Source organism: Streptomyces ureilyticus, assembly GCF_011045025.1.
GTDB lineage: Bacteria > Actinomycetota > Actinomycetes > Streptomycetales > Streptomycetaceae > Streptomyces > Streptomyces ureilyticus.
This window is the reverse complement of the sequence record NZ_JAAKZX010000184.1, coordinates 1-18,792: the sequence shown is the minus strand read 5'-3', so window position 1 is coordinate 18,792 and position 18,792 is coordinate 1. Positions and strand designations below refer to the sequence as shown.

Sequence of the window (18,792 nt, the reverse complement as noted above, 5' to 3'; positions counted from 1 at the left end):
CGCATCAAGGGCGGGCCGGGATCCGGAAACGCAAAGACCCGGTTGCTGGCGACGGGGGATGCACCAGCAACCGGGCTATTGAACGGTAACAAGAGATCGGCGGTTCGCAAATTCGATCTCGGCTATTCGCACACCGAATTTCCTGCCATGACAGGGAGTTGTGACAGGAGTCACCGGCTCCGCAAGAACCCTGGCGGCTGACCGGTCGGTCAGCCGCAGACAGGGTGTCGAACGGGCGTCAACTCAGCGTGACCTGGCGGTTGGTGAGGCCGCCACGCGCCCGGCGCTCGTCCGCGGTGAGCGGTGCGTCGGTGGCCAGGGCGGCGGCGAGCCGCTCGGCGAATTCGGCGGCCGGCTTCTCGATGTCCTCCGCTGTGACACCGGTCGGCAGATCCCAGACCGGCACCGTGAGGCCGTGCGCACGGAACGAGCCCACGAGACGGGTGCCTTCTCCGAGGCTCGACCGGCCGGCCGCGTGCAGCCGCGCGAGCGCGTCCAGAAGCTGCTCCTCGGCGTGCGGCATCACCCAGCGCAGATGGTTCTTGTCCGGGGTCTCGCACCAGTACGCGGCGTCGACGCCCGACAGCTTCACGGTCGGGATGGCGGCGGCGTTGGCGCGCTCCAGGGATGCGGTCACCTCCGGAGTCGCGTGCTCCGAGTCCGGGACCCAGAACTCGAATCCCGAGTGCACAACGGGCTCGAACGCGCCCTCGGAGTCGAGGAGTTCCTGTAGCCGCGGGCCGTCCGCCGGGGCCCGCCGGCCCTGGACGGGAGTGCCGGGATCGGCGGTCAATGCTCGCTGCAGGGTGTCGGCCAGGTCGCGGCTGATGTCGCCGGAAGAGGTGTCGTTCTGGAGGCCGATCAGCACGGAGCCGTCGTCGCGGCGCAGCGCTGGCCACGCCATCGGCAGGACGGTCGCGAGCGTGACCGAAGGGACGCCCTCCGGGAGGGGGTCCTCGAGCGTCAGCTCGACCGTGGCCGCGGGCACCAGCTCGCGCAACGCGACCCAGTCGCACTCGCCCGGCAGCCCCTCGAAGGGGCGCTGCACCAGCTCCGTCACGGCATGCGACGCGCTCCGCCCGTGACACGCCTTGTAGCGGCGGCCACTGCCACAGGGGCAGGGCTCACGGGCTCCCACAACCGGGATCTCGCCGTCCTGCGGCAGCGGCTGCCTGGCCTTCGTCTGGGATCGCTTCTTGGCCATCGTGGGTTTCTCCCGGTTACGGCGTCTGTCGTACGGGCGCGAGCCTAGCCGCTCGTACGAGGACCCACGGGACCCTGTGGATAACCTGCCAGCCCGTCGCGTCGTCCCGTAACCGGCCTTCCGGTCCAGCCCGTGCTTCAGCCTGACCGGAGCCTCAGTCCAAGTTGTCGAACGAGTCCCCGAAGTTCAGGTCGGGTATCGCGGACACTGGCGGAGCCGTGATGCGCGCCGCGAAGTCGCTCCGCCGACGCTCCGCATGTGGGTCATGTGTGTCCTTCTGGACGACCACCCACACCGTGACCTCGCCCTGGACGTCGTCCCTGACGCCCCAGTCGTCGGCCAGCGCGGTGATGATGTTCAGCCCACGGCCGCCGTGTGCGGTGACCGAGGGCGTGGCCGGAACCGGGCGGGTCGGACCACCGCCGTCCGTCACCTCGACGGTCAGCCGTCCGCCCGGGTCCACCCGCCATGCGGCCCGGACATCTCCGTCCCCCGCCAGCGCGTCGCCCAGCGGCCGGCCGTGCCGGCACGCGTTGCTCAACAGTTCGGAAAGGATCAGTACGGCATCGTCGATGACCGCTTCCGCCACGCCACCGGTACGCAGCTGAGTGCGCATCCGCTGTCTTGCTTCCCCCACGCCCGCAGGGCCATGGGGTACGGCCATGCTCGACGACGTGGGCACCTCCTGTGCCACCACCAACGCCACCCCCGAGACCTCCTTCGCCCCACGCCACGGTGTGGATGCCCCCCTGGACTGGACCGGAAACCGGCCAATGCACATGCAGTGACGCACTCGTAACCCTCGAACACGGACCGAACGCGCCGGAGCACTCCCCGTAATCGCGTGGCCGGATTTCGACGGTCTGGCCGAAGTCCCCGGACCTCGCAGGTCAGCGGCCCAGCTGGTGCCGTACCGCGCGCGGGCGATTGGTGATGATGGCGTCGACACCCAGCTCGACACAGAGAGCGACGTCTTCGGGTTCGTTCACGGTCCATACGTGAACTTGATGCCCGGCCCGCTTCAGGCGCTCGATGTACAGCGGGTGGTTGCGCACGATCCGCATGGACGGGCCCGCGATCCGGACGCCCACGGGCAGCCGTCCGTCGCGCAGTCGAGGTGAGAGGAACTGGAGCAGATAGACCGTCGGCAGCGTCGGGGAGGCCGCCCGTACGCGGTGCAGCGAGCGCGCCGAGAAGCTCATGACCCGTACGGGCGATTCGGCGGCGGAGGCCGGGGCGTCCAGGCCGAAGCGCTTCAGGAGGTACAGCAGACGCTCCTCGACCTGGCCCGCCCAGCGCGTGGGGTGCTTCGTCTCGATGGCCAGCTCCACAGGGCGGCCGGCGTCGGCCACGAGCTCGAGGAGGCGCTCGAGTGTCAGGACGGACTGCTGTTCCCAGGACGGCGGCCGCTGCTGCTCCCAGTCGGGCGCCTCGTCTCGGTTCTTCCAGGAGCCGAAGTCCAGGGTGGCGAGATCGGCGAGCTCCAGGGCGGAGACGGCTCCGCGGCCATTGGAGGTGCGATTGATCCGGCGGTCGTGGACACAGACGAGATGGCCGTCCGCGGTCAGCCGGACATCGCACTCCAGGGCGTCCGCCCCGTCCTCGATCGCCTTCTCGTACGCGGCCAGGGTGTGCTCCGGGGCGTCTTCGGAGGCGCCGCGATGAGCGACCACCTGAATCAGGTGCTGTCGTGCGTGGGTCACCGCGTCATGGTGCCACCACGCGCGCGTGGCTGCGTCATGCTGCCCGCGCGCGTGGGTACGCGCTAAAGGCGGCGGCCCAGGGGCTGCGATGGTTATGTCGGACTGGTCCCATATAAAGAAGTGAGGGGCCGGGTCCTCAGGTACAAAAGAAGGTCCTGAAAGCTCCCGGACCCACAGGCACCGCTTATGGCGCCCTGACGTCCCGTGGGAAAAGCTGACGGCATACACAGAAGTACCTGCACATCTGAATCGCGCGGGATCGCGGACACGTATGAGCACTTATGAGTGAGCGAGACCGAGCGCGACCGGAAGAAGCAGCAGTGGATCGAGAGGAAGAGCTGTGAGCACCGAGAACGAGGGCAACAACGAGGGCAACGCGGTACCCCCCGCCCCGTCCGCCCCTCCCGTGCCGGTGGACGCTCCCGCTGCTTCCACGCATCCGGAGCACGGAATTCCACCGCGGACGGGGGCCCATCCGGAATCCCAGGAGGGCGATCCGACGGCCGTACTGCCGCCGGTGCCCCCTGGGGCGCCCGACGGCACCAGTGCCGCCCACGGTGCGGAGCCGGGCGCCTGGCCCCCTCCGCCTCCGCCGGCCACGCCCGCGTATGCGAACGGCGGCTCGGGCGCCGGCTGGGGATCCACGTACCAGCAGCCCGCGCCCAAGTCCGGCGGCGGCCGTGGCGGCCTGATCGCCGCGGTCCTGGTGGCCGCGCTCGTCGCGGGCGGCGTGGGCGGCGGCATCGGCTACTGGGCGGCCGACAGCAACGACTCCTCCACGGGCTCGACGACGGTGTCCGCCTCGCAGAGCGGCGGTGACTTCAAGCGGGACGCGGGCACGGTCGCGGCGATCGCCAACCAGGCGCTGCCCAGCACCGTCACCATCGAGTCGGAGAGCGGCAGCGGCGAGGGCGGCACGGGCACCGGCTTCGTCATGGACAAGCAGGGCCACATCCTCACCAACAACCACGTGGTCGCGGAGGCCGTCGACGGCGGCAAGCTCTCCGTGACCTTCCCCAACGGCAAGAAGTACGACGCCGAGGTAGTCGGCAACGCGCAGGGCTACGACGTCGCGGTCATCAAGCTCAACAACGCGCCCGAGGACCTCAAGCCGCTGCCGCTCGGCGACTCTGAGAAGGTGGCCGTCGGCGACTCGACGATCGCGATCGGCGCGCCCTTCGGTCTGTCCAACACGGTGACCACGGGCATCATCAGCGCCAAGCACCGCCCGGTGGCCTCCAGCGACGGCAGCTCCACCGGCAAGGCCTCGTACATGAGCGCCCTGCAGACCGATGCCTCGATCAACCCGGGCAACTCCGGCGGTCCGCTCCTGGACGCGAACGGCTCGGTGATCGGCATCAACTCGGCCATCCAGTCCGCGAGCAACGGCCTGGGCGGCACCGGTCAGTCCGGCTCCATCGGCCTGGGCTTCGCGATCCCGATCAACCAGGCGAAGAACGTTGCCCAGCAGCTGATCAGGACCGGCCAGCCGGTCTACCCGGTGATAGGCGCCTCGGTTTCCCTCCAGGAGGGCACCGGCGGCGCGAGGATCACCGAGGAGGGCGCGGGCGGAGCGGACGCGGTCGAGGAGGGCGGCCCCGCCGACAAGGCAGGCCTTCAGCCGGGCGACGTCATCACTAAGATCGACGACACGGCGATCGACAGCGGCCCCGCCCTCATCGGCGAAATCTGGACCCACCAGCCCGGCGACACCGTCACGCTCACGTACACCCGCGACGGCAAGACCAACACGACCGAGGTCACTCTCGGCGAACGGGAGGGCGACAGCTGACCCACCACGACAGCCGACCGGTTAGTCTTGATCCCGCGCCGATCTCTGTTCGGCGCGGGGTGGGTTGCCCGAGCGGCCTAAGGGAACGGTCTTGAAAAACGTGAGGACGTGAAAGCCTCCCGTAGGTACGGATCTCGCCGACTCCGCAGCTCATAGACGTGCTGGTCAGAAGGGGTGCCTCTCACTGAGGGGCACCCCTTCTGCATGGGGCTGTCTCACCTTGATTCGGCTCTGTCGCGGTGTGGATCAGCGCGTGTGGACCAGGCGTGGACCAGCTTTGGCCTGTGAGACAGCCTTGATTGCAGGGGTCTCCAGACCTCTTGAACAACCAGGTTTGACGCCTGGCCGGCTAGGTCGCGGTTTCTGTGATGAGGACGGCGGCGGTGACCGGGTCCGGGGTGTCGGTAGTGGCTGAGTCGGCTACGGCGGCCCGGACGGCGCGGGCGACTTCCAGTGGATGGTGTCCGGGGGCGACCGCGAGCTGGACCTCGATGTGTCGGCCGGGTGGGTCGTCATGGTGTTCCACCTTGACCGGGCGGCTTCCCAGTGCGGCGGTGAGTCGGGCGACGCCCGGAACGGCCGCCGCGACGTCGGCCAGCTCCCCGGTGGGCCCCGGCGTGGGCCCTATTTCGGTCGCCGGGTGCGAGCTTCGCGCTGCTGCACCTTCCGGCGGGGGCTTCATGGCCCTCTTTGAGGTTCGCGACCTGCCGACTGTCTCCGGGCCCTCATGGAGATCTGTGACGCGCAGGTCAGCTGTCACGGCGGCCAGGCCGAGCCGTTCGGCGGCGGTGCTGAGCAGTGTGCTCCTCAACTGATCGGCGGTCTCAGGCAGCGGCTGCCCGAGGGATGCTGTGAAGGCGGCTTCGATCCTGAGCGGTCCAGGCGGTAGCGCGCTGGCCGGTGGATGGACGGCCGACTCGGACACGGGCTCGAGCGGTGCCGACCCGATGCGCAGAGACTCCAGCCGAACACCGGGAATCTCAGCGGCAACGCGCCCGAGGACCCGGACGGCCGCTTGCTCAGTGATCCATGTCCCGTCGTCGGGCCCGCCGAGCGGGAGCAGCCGGCCCAGGTCGAGGTGGCGCCGGACTGCCTGCATCCACGCCTCAGTCACCTGACCTCTCACCGCCTTTTCTTTGTATGGCCCATGGCCGCGGTTCTTTGCTGTCGCGCTGCGCCCGGAGTGTCCCCGGCTTCGAGTAGGGCCGCTCGTGCCACTCGGCACCGCTCCGCCTCATGATTTCGCATTTCGGACAATTTGCACTAAGGCGAACTATAGTATTAACAGTGGTGCCAGGTGGGCTCCTTGATTGAGGGAGGAATCGCTCGATGACCTCGATGACTGAGAACACCGGCGTAAAGCAAGTCGGTGCGCCCGGCTCGCGCGGCCGGACGACCATCGCCGATGTGGTGGTGGAGAAGATCGCCGGAATGGCGGCGCGGGATGTGCTCGGCGTCCACGCCCTGGGCAGCAGAACCGCGCGCTCGATGGGATCCATGCGGGAGCGGATGCCGGGTGCCGGTAGTGACAAGTCCGTCACGCGCGGCGTCAGTGTCGAGGTCGGCGAGCGGCAGGCGGCCATCGATCTGGAGATCGTCGTCGACTACGGCGTGTCGATCACGGACGTCGCCGGTGCAGTTCGGGAGAACGTGATCTCCGCTGTGGAGCGGATGGCAGGCCGCGAAGTCGTGGAAGTCAACATCGCGGTCAGCGACGTGAAGCTGCCCGACGAGGAGGACGAAGGCGAAGAGCGGCAGCGGATCCAGTAACCGGGGCGGAGCAGCCCGCTTGAGAGAAGGAGCGCGTGATGAGCAGGGCCGTGGTGGGCTTGATGGCCGGAATGGCGCTGGGCTTCGCCGCGTATTTCGGCGACTTCTGGGCCTTCCTGCTGGTGCTGGGGCTGGGCGTGGTCGGCCTCGTGGTCGGGCGCTTCATGGAAGGTGATCTCGAACCGGGCGACTTCGTCCGCCGCCGAGACCGGCAGGAGCGGATCCGCGATGACCGGCGACGGACTCGGGGAGACTGGCGGCGGTGACCGGTGAAGCCGATCGGCGCCCGGGCATCCCCCGCGGGGAGCGCGGTGCGACCACCGTCGCCGACCAGGTCGTTGCGAAGATCGCCTCCCAGGTTGCGCGCGATGCGCTGAGCCGGTTCACCGAGTCGGCCGGCCACGTACCACCCGGCCGCCGGACACCACGCGTGACCACAGCCGTGCGGCGGGCACCAGAGCGGAATGCCGCAGGACGAGACGGAGAGCCTGCCGTCAAACGGCAGGCGGTGCTCGGCGAGGTGCGGATGCGTATCACCGTGGAGCTCGGCTATCCGTCCGACATCGGGGCACAGTGCGCCGCAGTGCGCCAGGAGGTCACCGAACGGCTCAGGACGTGGGCCGGCATGGACGTCCCCGACCTCGCGGTGTCGGTCGAGAGGCTGCACTCGGTGCACTCGCGGCACACGGACCAGGAGAGGGTGAGATGAGCGCGAACACCTGGCGGCAGCCGACCGGCGACAGCGACCTCTCCTCCGATCACGGACAAGCAGCTCCGTCCACCGATGGCCCACCGGGCGCGGGCGCGACGGCAGCGGTCGATGCATCGGGCCGCTCGGCACGCCGTTTCTGGTCCGCGCGGCGGATCTCCGCCGCCATCGTGGCCCTGCTGTCCGCTGCGGCCATCGGACTGCTCCTGTACGACGTGGTCTCGGTGCGGGCAGGCCAGTCTGCGATGCGCTGGCGGCGGCGGCTCGCCGAGGAACTGGCCACACGGCCACTGGATGACATCTGGGTGATCGTCGGGGCCGCGGTGGCAACGGCTCTCGGCCTGTGGCTCTTCCTGCTGGCGGTGACGCCGGGACTGCGCAGGCTGCTGCCTATGCGGCAGCCCACCGACGTCCCCGGGACAGGGGAGGTCCGCGCCGGGCTCGACCGCCGCGCGGCCGCCCTGATCCTGCGCGACCGGGCCATGCAGGTGCCCGGTGTCCAGTCGGCACGGGTCTCAGTCGGCCGCCGGAAGGTCAAAGCCCGGGCACGGGCACATTTCCGCGATCTCGACGAGGTCCGCGCGGACCTGGACGCCGAACTGGGCGAAGCCGTGACGTCCTTGGGCCTAGCCCGGCAACCCACGTTGGCCGTGCGCGTCCGGCGCCCGAAGAAGGGCTGAGGTGATTCGATGCTCAAGACGGCGAACCGGGTGCTGCTGGGGCTTCTCGGCCTTGGACTGTTCGCCCTGGGTGGCGGTGTGCTGCTGGGCGGGCTGGATCTGCAGCGCCGCTGGGATTTCGACGTGCCGGGCTGGTGGCCCTTCCGTGGGCCGGACGATGTGGTGCTGGGCGCCGAGGGACGCACCCGGTGGCGGGAAGAAGGCTGGTGGTGGCCGACCGTCATCGCGGTGCTCGCCGTGCTGCTAGCCCTGCTGCTGTGGTGGCTCCTTGCGCAACGCAGACACCGCCTGGACCGGGTCCTCGTCAACAGTGAGGACGGCGCGGCGGCCCGACTCAACGGCCGCACACTGGAGAACGTCATCGCGGAAGAGGCGCAAGCCCTGGACGGGGTCTCGCGGGCTCATGTCCGGCTGACGGGCCGACGCACCGCCCCCACCGCACGCGTGCGGCTGTTGCTGGAGCCTCACGCGGATCCGGTGCGGACTCTGGGAGAACTGAGCCGGGAAACGCTCGTACACGCGCGGGACTCGGCCGGCCTGGACCGCCTCCCGTCGAAGGTCCGACTCCGGGAAGCCCGCCACCGCGCCCAACACGTCGCCTAGGCACGCCAAGGGCCGACCCGAAGTGGGAATGAGCGACGAAGGCGCCGTCCCACTCGCACTGCTGGGGCGGCGCCTTGTCGGGCAAGAGCTACTCGTCCGCGGCTTCTAGGGCGCGTTGGATCTGCTCATTCGCACGCTGCTGGCTTCGATGTATTGCCTTCGCGTAGAAGCGGAAGAGAACCGCGATGCTGGCGTAGTGCCCGATCCTACGGATCAAGAGCGTCGGTTCTGTGTGCTCCACCGCGGACGCCGTGGGTGGGTATGGGCACAGGAGCCAGCGGAGCCCCCTCTCCTCTCGGGGATGCTGGGATAGCCCTAGGCTTCCACGTGCGCAGGCCGGTGCTGGCTGGAGTAGTGCTCCTGGACAGCGGAGCAGCGCCAGTGGACCCCGTGTGGACCACGCCCCCTGCGCAACGCGTGAGGCCGGTAGGCTGTAGCCGCTCCACCCCAGGTGGGTCGGGGCGTAGGTGGGTTGCCCGAGCGGCCTAAGGGAACGGTCTTGAAAACCGTCGTGGCAGCGATGTCACCGTGGGTTCAAATCCCACACCCACCGCGCAGGTCAGAAGGGGTGCCACTCTCCGGAGCGGCGCCCCTTCTGCATGCGCCCTGACTCGCCCGTGGCCCACGTTTGACCAGTGCGTATGGGCCATCTGTGAGCCAACGTGGAGGTACTGGCCTGACCTGGTCCTCCCTCACCCCTGCCGTCCCCCCACCAGCCGCTGCGCCGACCCGACCGTCGACCGTGCCTCCCGCTCCGAAAGGCCTACCTGGAGCGCCGCGGACACCAGCGGTTCGACGAGTTCGTCGCCGATGCCGTTCTCGTACGCTCGGCAGGCCGCCCAGAAGAGGCGGGTGTTGCGTTGGCCCTCGTGGGCGGCGGCGACGAACTGGACCAGGCCCTGGCCGTGCCCGCCTGCTGAGGAGGGCGTGGGGTGGTGCGTCCTGGGCGGGGGCGTGAGCAGACGCAGGAGGGCGCGTGGGCAGGGTGCGGGCGCCAGGTGGGAGGTACCCGGAGCCGTGCTGTAGATGCCGTGTGCGGAGCGCGAGCCGGGGCCGACGAGGTAGCCGCCGGCGCCGCGGATGTCGATGCCGGGGGCGAGGCGGCCCGCGGAGTTGGGGACGACGATGTCGGGTGGGCCGGACAGCCACAGGTGGCGGCCGCCGCTGGGGGTCAGGACGACGACCGTCTCCGGGATCGTGAACAGGTGGCGCAGGGCGAGTTCGCGCAGCGCCGCCGAGGAGTCGGTGCCCGATTTGGTGTCGAGGTCGATGCCGATGAGGTGGTGTGGCTCAAGACCGCAGGCGATGCCGTAGCCGGTGGCCCTGGGGGCGGCGGCGAAGAGCTCGCGAATGCGTTCCGGATCGGTCGAGGCGTCGTACACACCGTGCCCGAAGCGACCGCACTCGCCGTGGCAGGGCGGCGCCGTCGGGTCGTCGCGGTGCGGGGAGCGCAGCGCCGGGAGCTTGGTTCGGGACAGTGGGATGACGGCCAGTCCGCGTTCGGCGGCTGACAGCGCGTGTGCAAGGGCCAGCGTCGTGGCCTGCCGGTCGATGGTGGCCATGACTCTATGTTCGTACGTACGTTCGAAAAAAGGAAGAGGGGGGAGCCCCTGGAGGCGGCCGGGCCCTGGTTTCAGCGGGGTGCTTCCGGTGACCTTGACAGGCCCCAGGATCTGACGGACAGTCAGAAATCCTTTATTCGTACGAGGTCCGGGAGGGCCGTCGTCGTGCACCTCGCCCCCACCGAGCGCCAGCGACGACTGCGCGCCGAACTCCGTGCGTACTTCCGGGACCTGATGCCTGACGGGCCGCCGCGAGCCACCGACTCGGGGCGGCAGCGGGCGCTTCTTCGGCGCGTTGGTGCCGACGGCTGGTTGGGCCTGGGCTGGCCGGTGGCGTACGGGGGTCAAGGGCGCGGCGCCGATGAGCAGTTCGTGTTCTTCGACGAGGCCTACCGGGCGGGCGCCCCCGTCTCCATGGTCACGCTGAACACCGTCGGACCGACACTGATGAAGTACGGGACCCAGGAGCAGAAGGACTTCTTCCTGCCGCGGATTCTGCGCGGGGACCTCGTGTTCGCCATCGGGTACTCGGAGCCGTCGGCCGGGACCGACCTGGCCTCGCTGCGTACGCGCGCCGTGCGCGACGGCGGGGGCTGGATCGTCGACGGGCAGAAGATCTTCACCTCCAACGCGCAGAACGCCGACTGGATCTGGCTCGCCTGCCGCACCGACCCGGACGCGCCCAAACACAAGGGCATCTCGATCCTGCTCGTGCCCACCGACGCCCCCGGGTTCTCATGGACGCCGATCGAGACGGTGGGCGGGCTGACCACGACGGCCACGTACTACGACGGGATCCGCGTTCCGGCGGGCAATCTCGTCGGCGAGGAGAACGGCGGCTGGAGTCTCATCACCAACCAGCTCAACCACGAGCGGGTCGCGCTCGCGGCGATCGGCATGCAGGCCGAGGATTTCTACGCCGCCGCGCTGACCGCGGCCCGTACGCCCGATCCGGTGACCGGGCGGCGCAGGGTTGACGAGCCGTGGGTGCGATCGAGACTGGCCGAGGCGCATGCCCGGCTGGCGGCATCACGCCTGCTCAACTGGCGTTTGGTGGGGGATGTCGGGGCGGGCCGACTGGCACCCGGCGATGCGAGCGGCGTGAAATTCGCGGGAACCGAATCGACGGTCGCGGTGTATCGAATGTGTCAGGAAATTGTGGGAGCGGACGGGCTGATCCGCTCGGGTTCGCCGGGTGCGTTCGAGGGCGGCGAGCTGGAGCGGATGAACAGAGCGGCGCAGATCAACACGTTCGGGGGCGGGGTGAGCGAGGTGCAGCGCGAGATCGTGGCGACGATGCGGCTCGGGATGACGAGGGGGCGGCGGTGAGCGAGCAGTCCGGCGGGGACCTCGACGCACGGCTGAAGGCGTATGAGGGGCGGGCGGCAGCGGTCGCGGGAGTGGGCAAGGACCGGGTCAACGAGCCGATGATCCGGCACTGGTGCGAGGCGATGGGAGACAGGCATCCGGCGTATGCGGGACCGGATGCCATGGCTCCACCGACCATGCTTCAGGCTTGGACCATGGGAGGTCTGTCCGGCCATTCCGGGCATACGGGCCGGTCGCAGGCGTACGACGAACTGCTCGGGCTGCTCGAGGGCGCCGGGTACACCTCCGTGGTCGCCACCGACTGCGAGCAGGAGTATCTGCGGCCGCTGCGGCCGGGGGACGAGATCACCTTCGACTCGATGATCGAATCGGTGTCCGCGCGGAAGACGACCAAGCTGGGTACGGGGTATTTCGTCACGACGCGGATGGATGTACGGGCAGGGGGGCGGCCGGCGGGGACACATCGGTTCCGGATCTTCAAGTACGCGCCCGCGGTCCGGAAACCGAGGGATCCGGAGGCGGCGTCACCGTCGACCGAGGCGGCGGTTTCGGAGGCGTCGACGGTGTCACGGGCCCGGCGTCCCCGTCCTGTCGTCAATCGTGACAACGCCGGATTCTGGGAGGGCGTGGCCCGGCACCGGCTGCTGATCCAGCGCTGCGACGGATGCAAGACGCTGCGCTTCCCCTGGCTGCCCGGGTGCAACGCGTGCGGGTCACTGGGCTGGGACACGGTCGAGGCGAGCGGCGAGGGGACGGTCTACTCGTACGTCGTCATGCACCACCCGCCCTTCCCGGCCTTCGATCCTCCCTATGCCGTCGGGCTGATCGAACTGACCGAGGGCGTGCGGATGATCAGCAATGTAGTGGGAGTGCCGCACGACGAGGTGCGGATCGGGATGCCGGTACGGCTCGAATTCGAGCGGGCGGACGAGGAGTTGGAGCTGCCGGTCTTCCGCGCCGTCGCGGCTGTCGAGGGGAGCGGAGGCTGACATGGACTTCATACCCACCGAGGAGCAGGCGGCGGCCCGTGAGCTGGCCGCGCGGATCTTCGGTGACCTGTCCACGCCCGAGCGGCTCGCCGCCGCCGGGACGGGCAGTGATGCCGAGCTGTGGAAGGCGCTGTGCGAGGCCGGACTCGTGGCCGCCGTCGCGGACATAGGGCTCCTCGGGCTGGTGCTCCTGCTGGAGGAACAAGGGCGGACGACGGCGCAGGTGCCGTTCGCGGCGAGCTGTGTGTACGGGCTGTCGGCGGTGTCGGCACATGGTTCGGCGGAGCAGCGGGAGCGGCTGCTGCCGGGCATAGGGGACGGGACGGTGGTGGTGAGCGGGGCGCTGCGCGAAGTGGTCGTACGGGCGGAAGGCCCCGGGGAGTTGAGCGGCACCGTCCCCGCGGTGCCATGGCTCCGCGACGCCACGCATGTCCTGGTCGCGGACGACGAGCGCAGCCTGTGGCTGGTGCGGACCGCAGACGCGGAGTGTGTCCCCGTCGAGCTGACGGCGCCCTGGTCGGCGGGGCGGCTGAGGCTGGACGGCACGCCGGCGGAGCGGCTCGGCGGCGGGTCGGGAGGCGAAGGGGCGTACGAGCGCGGGGCGAACGGTGCGGAGGCGAATGAGAGCGGGGCGTACGACGACGTGCTTGCCACCGCGCGTACCGCCTTCGCGGGGCTGCAGGCCGGGGTGTGCGCGGGTTCACTGGCCCGGGCGGTGGAGCACACCAACACCCGCGAGCAGTTCGGGCGGCCGCTCGCGGCCAAGCAAGGGGTCCAACTCAGGGCAGCGGACGCGTACATGGACACGGAGGCGATACGGGTCACGGCGTACGAGGCGGCCTGGCGACGTGACGAGGGGCTGGAGTACGCCAGTCATGCGCTGACCGCCGCGTGGTGGGCCTCGGAGGCGGGGCAGCGCGTGGTGCATACGGGCCAGCATCTGCACGGCGGTATGGGGGCCGACCTCGACCATCCCGTGCACCGGCACTTTCTGTGGGGGCGGCAGCTGGACGCGTATCTGGGATGCGGGAGCGAAGTGCTCCAGGAACTGGGGGAGTTGATCGTGCGCGAAGAGGGCGACGGTGAGGGGGCGGGGGCGCAATGAGTGCCGGTGTCGGACAGGTGGTGCGCGTCGGCGATGAACTGCCGCCGCTGGAGATCGAGATCACCCGCACGCTCATCGTCGCCGGGGCCATCGCCTCGCGCGACTACCAGGACGTGCACCACGACGCGGAGCTCGCACGACAGAAGGGCTCGCCGGACATCTTCATGAACATCCTGACGACCAATGGTCTGGTCGGCCGCTACATCACGGACCATTTCGGTCCAGCGGCCGTCCTCCGCAGAGTGGCGATCAGACTGGGAGCGCCCAACTACCCCGGCGACACCATGGTGTTGACCGGCACGGTCGAGGAAGTCGCCGCGGAGGGGGCGGAACTCAAGGGCGATGATGCCGCGGGCAAGAAGGTCACGGTGAGGGTGGTCGGGGCCAACGGCATCGGCAAGCACGTCACGGGGACGGTGACCGTGTCGGTCCCGGGCGGCGCCGAAGGGGTGGGCCGGTCATGAGCGTACGCACGAGGGACACGCTCGGCGGACGGGCGGCGGTCGTGGGGATCGGGGCCACCGAGTTCTCCAAGGACTCGGGGCGCAGTGAGCTGCGGCTGGCAGTGGAGGCGGTTCGGGCCGCGCTCGACGACGCGGGGCTCACGGCGGCCGATGTGGACGGCATGGTGACGTTCACGATGGACACCAGCCCGGAGATCACGGTCGCCCAGGCGGCTGGTATCGGGGAGCTGTCCTTCTTCTCGCGGATCCACTACGGCGGCGGGGCGGCCTGTGCGACCGTTCAGCAGGCCGCGCTCGCGGTGGCGACGGGGGTGGCCGAAGTCGTGGTCTGCTACCGGGCGTTCAATGAGCGGTCGGGGCGGAGATTCGGGTCCGGGGTGCAGCGGCGGGAGCCGTCGGCCGAGGGTGCGGCGCTCGGCTGGGGCCTGCCGTTCGGGCTGCTCACGCCCGCCTCCTGGGTGGCGATGGCGGCGCAGCGTTACCTGTACACGTATGGGCTGACGGCAGAGGCGTTCGGGCAGGTCGCGGTCGTGGACAGGAAGTATGCGGCGACCAATCCGGCAGCGTACTTCCACGGCAGACCGATCACGCTTGCCGACCATGCCGCCTCGCGTTGGATCGTCGAGCCGCTGCGGTTGCTGGACTGCTGCCAGGAGACCGACGGCGGCCAGGCCCTGGTCGTCACCTCCGTGGAGCGGGCGCGAGACCTGCCGCAGCAGCCCGCGGTGATCACGGCGGCGGCCCAGGGCGCCGGCCGCAGACAGGAGCAGATGACCAGCTTCTACCGGGACGATCTGACAGGGCTGCCGGAGATGGGAGTGGTGGCGCGGCAGTTGTGGCGTACCTCCGGGCTTACGGCGGCCGAGATGGATGTGGGGATTCTGTACGACCACTTCACCCCGTTCGTGCTGATGCAGTTGGAGGAGTTCGGGTTCTGCAAGCCGGGTGAGGCGGCGGACTTCCTCGCTGAGGAGCGGCTGCCGCTGAACACACACGGGGGACAGCTCGGGGAGGCGTATCTGCACGGGATGAACGGGGTGGCGGAGGCGGTACGGCAACTGCGCGGGACGGCCGTGAACCAGATACCCGACGCCCGCCGGGTGCTGGTCACAGCGGGCACGGGGGTGCCGACGTCCGGGCTGATCCTGGGGACGGATGACGGAGGCTGAATACAGGCGGGCTGCGTGGCGCTACTCCCCAGGGCCCACTCCCAGAGCCGATGCGTACTCGTTCGGGACCGCGCGGGCCCCCGTACTACTCCTGTGGGACGGGTCTCTCAGGGGTGGACCCTCAGGGGTACGGGCCGTCGCCTCCACCTCCAGGAGGTGGAGGCAGCGCCACTCCTACAACCTGAGGCGGACAAGGCTTCAGGACCTCCGGCCGATCCGCTCGAGTAGGGGGCGATCCTAGCGTGGAGCCATGACCACACCCGTCTGCACCAGCGCTTCGAACGCCGCTACGCCAAGGGCTCAAACCCTCGCGTACCCGTCGTTCGCGTCGTACGTGAAGGCCCGCCAGCCCGTGCTGCTGCGTACCGCGCGCTCGCTGACCGCGAACCCCAGCGACGCCGAGGATCTGTTGCAGACCGCGCTGACGAAGACGTATGTCGCGTGGGAGCGCATCGAGGACCACCGGGCGCTCGACGGTTACGTCCGCCGGGCCTTGGTGAACACGCGGACGTCGCAGTGGCGGAAGCGGAAGGTCGACGAGTTCGCGTGCGAGGAGCTGCCGGAGCCCCAGACTCCGCCGGCCGGGGATCCGGCGGAGCAGCAGGCGCTTCACGACGCGATGTGGCGCGCGATCATGAGGTTGCCGGCGCGGCAGCGGGCGATGGTCGTTCTGAGGTACTACGAGGACCTGAGCGAGGTGCAGACGGCGGAGGTGCTCGGCGTCTCGGTGGGCACGGTCAAGTCGGCGGTGTCGCGTGCGCTCGGCAAGCTGCGTGAGGACCCGGAGCTGGGACCCGTTCGCTGACGCGTGCGGCATCGTTGCTCAGGGCTCCGCACCAGCCTCCACCTATCGGCCTTGAGGCCTCGTCGTCAAACGCCCACGGGCTGAAGGTCCTCGGCCGCCTCACATAGCCCGCCTCGGCACGGAATCCCTGCACACGTACGTGATCGATCATCCCGGTACTAGTGACATACCGCGCGGTATGTGCGCACAATCAGCCCCAAACCTTTCATGCCACCGCGCAGGCAATGTCGCCCCGGGAGGACGCCGTGCAGAGCACGATGCAGGACGTACCGCTGCTGATCTCGAGAATCCTGACCCACGGGTCGACCATCCACGGATCCTCGCAGGTGATCACGTGGACCGGCGAGGGGGAGCCGCACCGGCGTTCCTTCGCCGAGATCGGGGCACGGGCCGCCCGGCTGGCGCACGCCCTGCGGGAGCTCGGAGTCGAAGAGGGCCAGCCCACGGGCACCTTGATGTGGAACAACGCCGAGCACGTCGAGGCGTACTACGCGATCCCCTGCATGGGCGCGGTGCTGCACACGCTCAACCTCCGGCTGCCCCCGGAGCAGCTGGCCTGGATCGTGAACCACGCTGCAGACCGGGTGGTGATCGCCAACGGTTCGCTGCTGCCGCTGCTCGCGCCGTTGCTGCCGCATCTGAAGTCGGTCGAGCATGTGATCGTCTCGGGTCCCGGCGACCGTTCGCTCCTGGACGGGGCGTCGGTCCAGGTGCACGAGTACGAGGAACTGATCGCGGACAAGCCAGAGACGTACGACTGGCCGGAGCTGGACGAACGCCAGGGTGCGGCCATGTGCTACACCTCCGGGACGACGGGTGACCCCAAGGGGGTCGTCTTCTCCCACCGTTCCGTCTATCTGCACTCCATGCAGATCAACATGACGCAGTCCATGGGCCTCACCGACCAGGACACGTCCCTCGTCGTGGTCCCGCAGTTCCATGTGAACGCCTGGGGAGTGCCGCACGCGACGTTCATGACCGGTGTGAACATGCTGATGCCGGACCGTTTTCTCCAGCCGGGCCCGCTCGCCGAGATGATCGAGAGCGAGAAGCCGACGCATGCCGCCGCCGTCCCCACCATCTGGCAGGGGCTGCTCGGGGAGCTCAAGGCCAAGCCGCGGGACGTGAGTTCGCTGACGCAGGTCACCATCGGCGGCTCCGCCTGTCCGCCCTCCCTCATGAAGGCCTTCGACGAGCTGGGCATGCGCGTCTGCCACGCCTGGGGTATGACGGAGACCTCCCCGCTCGGCACCATCGCCCGGCCGCCGGCCCATGCGATCGGCACGGACGAGGAGTTCGCGTACCGCATCACGCAGGGCCGTTTCCCCGCGAGCGTCGAGGCCCGGCTGACCGGCCCCGGCGGCGAGCGGCTTCCCTGGGACGGCGAGGCCGCGGGCGAGCTGGAGGTACGCGGTCCATGGATCGCGGGCGCGTACTACGGCGGCCACGGGGCCACCGAAGTCCTGCGCCCGGCCGACAAGTTCAGCGAGGACGGCTGGCTCAAGACCGGTGACGTCGGCACGATCAGCCCCGACGGCTTCCTGACCCTCACCGATCGCGCCAAGGACGTCATCAAGTCGGGAGGGGAGTGGATCTCGTCGGTGGAGCTGGAGAACGCGCTCATGGCCCACCCCGATGTCGCCGAGGCCGCCGTCGTCGCCGTCCCCGACGAGAAGTGGGGCGAACGCCCGCTCGCCACCGTCGTCCTCAAGGAGGGCGCTACCGCCGACTTCAACACCCTGCGCGCGTTCCTCGCCGACGAGGGCAGGATCGCCAAGTGGCAGCTTCCCGAACGCTGGACGGTCATCGAGACGGTGCCGAAGACGAGCGTCGGCAAGTTCGACAAGAAGGTGCTGCGCAGGCAGTACGCCGCGGGTGACCTGGACATCACACAGATCTGACAGATCTGACGGCTTTGGGCCGGCATGGTGAGGTGGGGCGCTGTTTCACGTGAAACAGCGCCCCACCTCACACCTGCGAACTCACCTATGCCAAACGATCAGTTCGTGCCGATCCGCGCCAACAGTTCCACGATCCTGCTCTGCACCTCGCTGCTCGTCGAGCGTTCGGCGAGGAACAGGACCGTCTCCCCCGCCGCCAGGCGCGGGAGTTCGGACTGGTCGACGGCGGCGGTGTAGACGACGAGCGGGGTGCGGTTCAACTGGCCGTTCGCGCGCAGCCAGTCGACGATTCCGGCACGGCGGCGGCGTACCTGCGTCAGGTCCATCACCACGAGGTTCGGCCGCATCTGCGCGGCCAGGGTGACGGCGTCCGAGTCGGACGAGGCCCGGGCGACCTGCATTCCGCGCCGCTCCAGCGCCGCGGTCAGCGCCAGAGCGATCTCCGCGTGCTCCTCGATGAGCAGCACACGCGGCGGGTGCTGCTCACTGTCGCGGGGCGCCAGCGCCTTCAGGAGTACGGCAGGGTCGGCGCCGTATGCCGCCTCACGCGTCGCCTGCCCGAGTCCCGCCGTCACGAGCACCGGCACCTCGGCGGCGACGGCGGCCGTACGCAGCGACTGGAGCGCCGTACGCGTGATGGGCCCGGTCAGCGGGTCGACGAACAGCGCGGCCGGGAACGCGGCGATCTGCGCGTCCACCTCCTCGCGCGAGTGCACGATCACCGGCCGGTAACCGCGGTCGCTCAGCGCCTGCTGCGTACCGACGTCCGGCGCGGGCCAGACCAGCAGTCGACGTGGGTTGTCCAGGGGCTCCGGGGGCAGCTCGTCGTCCATCGGCTGCGGCAGGGGCTGGTTCGCGACCTCGACCGCGCCGCCGGGGCCGTCGAGCGGCTCGGGACCTTCGTCGGCGTTCTCGTCCGGGGCTCCTATGGCGTACGAGCGGCCGGGGCCCTCGGTGGCGTCGGCGGGCCGGGGGTCGGGCGCAGGTGCGGTCGGCTGGGGCTGGGG

General features: G+C 69.7%; 21 protein-coding genes and 1 tRNA gene. 16 read left to right on the top strand and 6 right to left on the bottom strand.

All coding sequences use genetic code 11. The features are described 5' to 3' along the window. Positions 1–201, top strand: a 201-nt coding sequence (locus tag G6048_RS48910) for a hypothetical protein (protein ID WP_206342595.1), incomplete at its 5' end; no start/stop codon positions are given. Positions 202–238: 37 nt separating this feature from the next. Here the strand turns inward: G6048_RS48910 and G6048_RS37255 are convergent. Further along, positions 239–1,204, bottom strand: coding sequence for a DUF5926 family protein (locus tag G6048_RS37255; protein ID WP_165344022.1), 966 nt, complete (start codon positions 1,202–1,204; stop codon positions 239–241). A gap of 154 nt (positions 1,205–1,358) precedes the next feature. Next, positions 1,359–1,910 carry an ATP-binding protein gene (locus G6048_RS37250; RefSeq protein WP_328828103.1) on the bottom strand — a complete coding sequence of 184 codons (552 nt, stop codon included), beginning with the start codon at positions 1,908–1,910 and terminating at the stop codon, positions 1,359–1,361. On the opposite strand from G6048_RS37250, the gene G6048_RS51170 reads away from it, so the two are divergent. Beyond that, positions 1,867–1,992, top strand: coding sequence for a hypothetical protein (locus G6048_RS51170; protein ID WP_268979219.1), 126 nt, complete (start codon positions 1,867–1,869; stop codon positions 1,990–1,992). The two genes, G6048_RS37250 and G6048_RS51170, sit on opposite strands and share 44 nt — an antisense overlap. 102 nt (positions 1,993–2,094) lie before the next feature. Here G6048_RS51170 and G6048_RS37245 read toward each other — a convergent pair whose 3' ends face one another. Beyond that, the gene (locus G6048_RS37245) at positions 2,095–2,907 is read right to left on the bottom strand and encodes a glycerophosphodiester phosphodiesterase (RefSeq protein ID WP_165344020.1); all 813 of its coding nucleotides are present in this window, start codon (positions 2,905–2,907) and stop codon (positions 2,095–2,097) included. A gap of 340 nt (positions 2,908–3,247) precedes the next feature. Between G6048_RS37245 and G6048_RS37240 the strand changes: the two genes are divergently transcribed. Then, the gene (locus G6048_RS37240; RefSeq protein WP_165344019.1) at positions 3,248–4,699 is read left to right on the top strand and encodes a S1C family serine protease; all 1,452 of its coding nucleotides are present in this window, start codon (positions 3,248–3,250) and stop codon (positions 4,697–4,699) included. A gap of 349 nt (positions 4,700–5,048) precedes the next feature. Here the strand turns inward: G6048_RS37240 and G6048_RS37235 are convergent, their stop codons facing one another. After that, a complete protein-coding gene (locus tag G6048_RS37235; RefSeq protein ID WP_206342594.1) occupies positions 5,049–5,798 on the bottom strand; it encodes a hypothetical protein in 750 nt (249 codons plus the stop codon). A gap of 239 nt (positions 5,799–6,037) precedes the next feature. Between G6048_RS37235 and G6048_RS37230 the strand changes: the two genes are divergently transcribed. The 6 genes from G6048_RS37230 (at position 6,038) to G6048_RS37205 (ending at position 9,014) form a co-directional block, all read left to right on the top strand. After that, positions 6,038–6,469: an Asp23/Gls24 family envelope stress response protein gene (locus tag G6048_RS37230; RefSeq protein ID WP_165344023.1), complete on the top strand. Its 432-nt coding sequence runs from the start codon at positions 6,038–6,040 to the stop codon at positions 6,467–6,469. A gap of 38 nt (positions 6,470–6,507) precedes the next feature. Continuing rightward, on the top strand, positions 6,508–6,735 hold the full coding sequence (locus G6048_RS37225; RefSeq protein WP_165344017.1) for a hypothetical protein: 228 nt from the start codon (positions 6,508–6,510) through the stop codon (positions 6,733–6,735). Beyond that, the gene (locus G6048_RS37220; RefSeq protein WP_165344016.1) at positions 6,732–7,178 is read left to right on the top strand and encodes an Asp23/Gls24 family envelope stress response protein; all 447 of its coding nucleotides are present in this window, start codon (positions 6,732–6,734) and stop codon (positions 7,176–7,178) included. Before G6048_RS37225 ends, G6048_RS37220 begins: the two co-directional genes overlap by 4 nt. Beyond that, positions 7,175–7,858 carry a DUF6286 domain-containing protein gene (locus tag G6048_RS37215; RefSeq protein WP_165344015.1) on the top strand — a complete coding sequence of 228 codons (684 nt, stop codon included), beginning with the start codon at positions 7,175–7,177 and terminating at the stop codon, positions 7,856–7,858. Before G6048_RS37220 ends, G6048_RS37215 begins: the two co-directional genes overlap by 4 nt. 9 nt (positions 7,859–7,867) lie before the next feature. After that, entirely contained in the window at positions 7,868–8,461 is a 594-nt protein-coding gene (amaP, locus tag G6048_RS37210; RefSeq protein WP_165344014.1) for an alkaline shock response membrane anchor protein AmaP, read from the top strand. Positions 8,462–8,927: 466 nt separating this feature from the next. Continuing rightward, positions 8,928–9,014 (top strand) — tRNA-Ser (locus G6048_RS37205). Between the two features lie 139 nt (positions 9,015–9,153). Here G6048_RS37205 and G6048_RS37200 read toward each other — a convergent pair. Next, on the bottom strand, positions 9,154–10,023 hold the full coding sequence (locus G6048_RS37200) for a bifunctional DNA primase/polymerase (protein WP_165344013.1): 870 nt from the start codon (positions 10,021–10,023) through the stop codon (positions 9,154–9,156). 165 nt (positions 10,024–10,188) lie between these two features. On the opposite strand from G6048_RS37200, the gene G6048_RS37195 reads away from it, so the two are divergent. The 7 genes from G6048_RS37195 to G6048_RS37165 all read left to right on the top strand — a co-directional run bounded on the left by G6048_RS37195 (position 10,189) and on the right by G6048_RS37165 (position 17,785). Continuing rightward, on the top strand, positions 10,189–11,352 hold the full coding sequence (locus G6048_RS37195) for an acyl-CoA dehydrogenase family protein (protein ID WP_165344012.1): 1,164 nt from the start codon (positions 10,189–10,191) through the stop codon (positions 11,350–11,352). Beyond that, positions 11,349–12,341 carry a bifunctional MaoC family dehydratase N-terminal/OB-fold nucleic acid binding domain-containing protein gene (locus G6048_RS37190; RefSeq protein ID WP_165344011.1) on the top strand — a complete coding sequence of 331 codons (993 nt, stop codon included), beginning with the start codon at positions 11,349–11,351 and terminating at the stop codon, positions 12,339–12,341. Before G6048_RS37195 ends, G6048_RS37190 begins: the two co-directional genes overlap by 4 nt. A 1-nt stretch (position 12,342) precedes the next feature. Beyond that, positions 12,343–13,446: an acyl-CoA dehydrogenase family protein gene (locus G6048_RS37185; protein WP_165344010.1), complete on the top strand. Its 1,104-nt coding sequence runs from the start codon at positions 12,343–12,345 to the stop codon at positions 13,444–13,446. Positions 13,447–13,466: 20 nt separating this feature from the next. Beyond that, positions 13,467–13,910, top strand: coding sequence for a MaoC family dehydratase (locus G6048_RS37180; protein WP_328828107.1), 444 nt, complete (start codon positions 13,467–13,469; stop codon positions 13,908–13,910). Further along, complete coding sequence (locus tag G6048_RS37175; protein ID WP_165344008.1) at positions 13,907–15,079, top strand: lipid-transfer protein; 1,173 nt, start codon at positions 13,907–13,909, stop codon at positions 15,077–15,079. The genes G6048_RS37180 and G6048_RS37175 overlap by 4 nt, the downstream gene beginning before the upstream one ends. Positions 15,080–15,329: 250 nt before the next feature. Next, positions 15,330–15,884, top strand: coding sequence for a SigE family RNA polymerase sigma factor (locus G6048_RS37170; protein ID WP_165344007.1), 555 nt, complete (start codon positions 15,330–15,332; stop codon positions 15,882–15,884). A gap of 224 nt (positions 15,885–16,108) precedes the next feature. Beyond that, the gene (locus G6048_RS37165) at positions 16,109–17,785 is read left to right on the top strand and encodes a long-chain fatty acid--CoA ligase (RefSeq protein ID WP_165344006.1); all 1,677 of its coding nucleotides are present in this window, start codon (positions 16,109–16,111) and stop codon (positions 17,783–17,785) included. Between the two features lie 98 nt (positions 17,786–17,883). Here G6048_RS37165 and G6048_RS37160 read toward each other — a convergent pair. Beyond that, positions 17,884–18,792, bottom strand: a 909-nt coding sequence (locus G6048_RS37160; protein ID WP_165344005.1) for a response regulator, incomplete at its 5' end; no start/stop codon positions are given.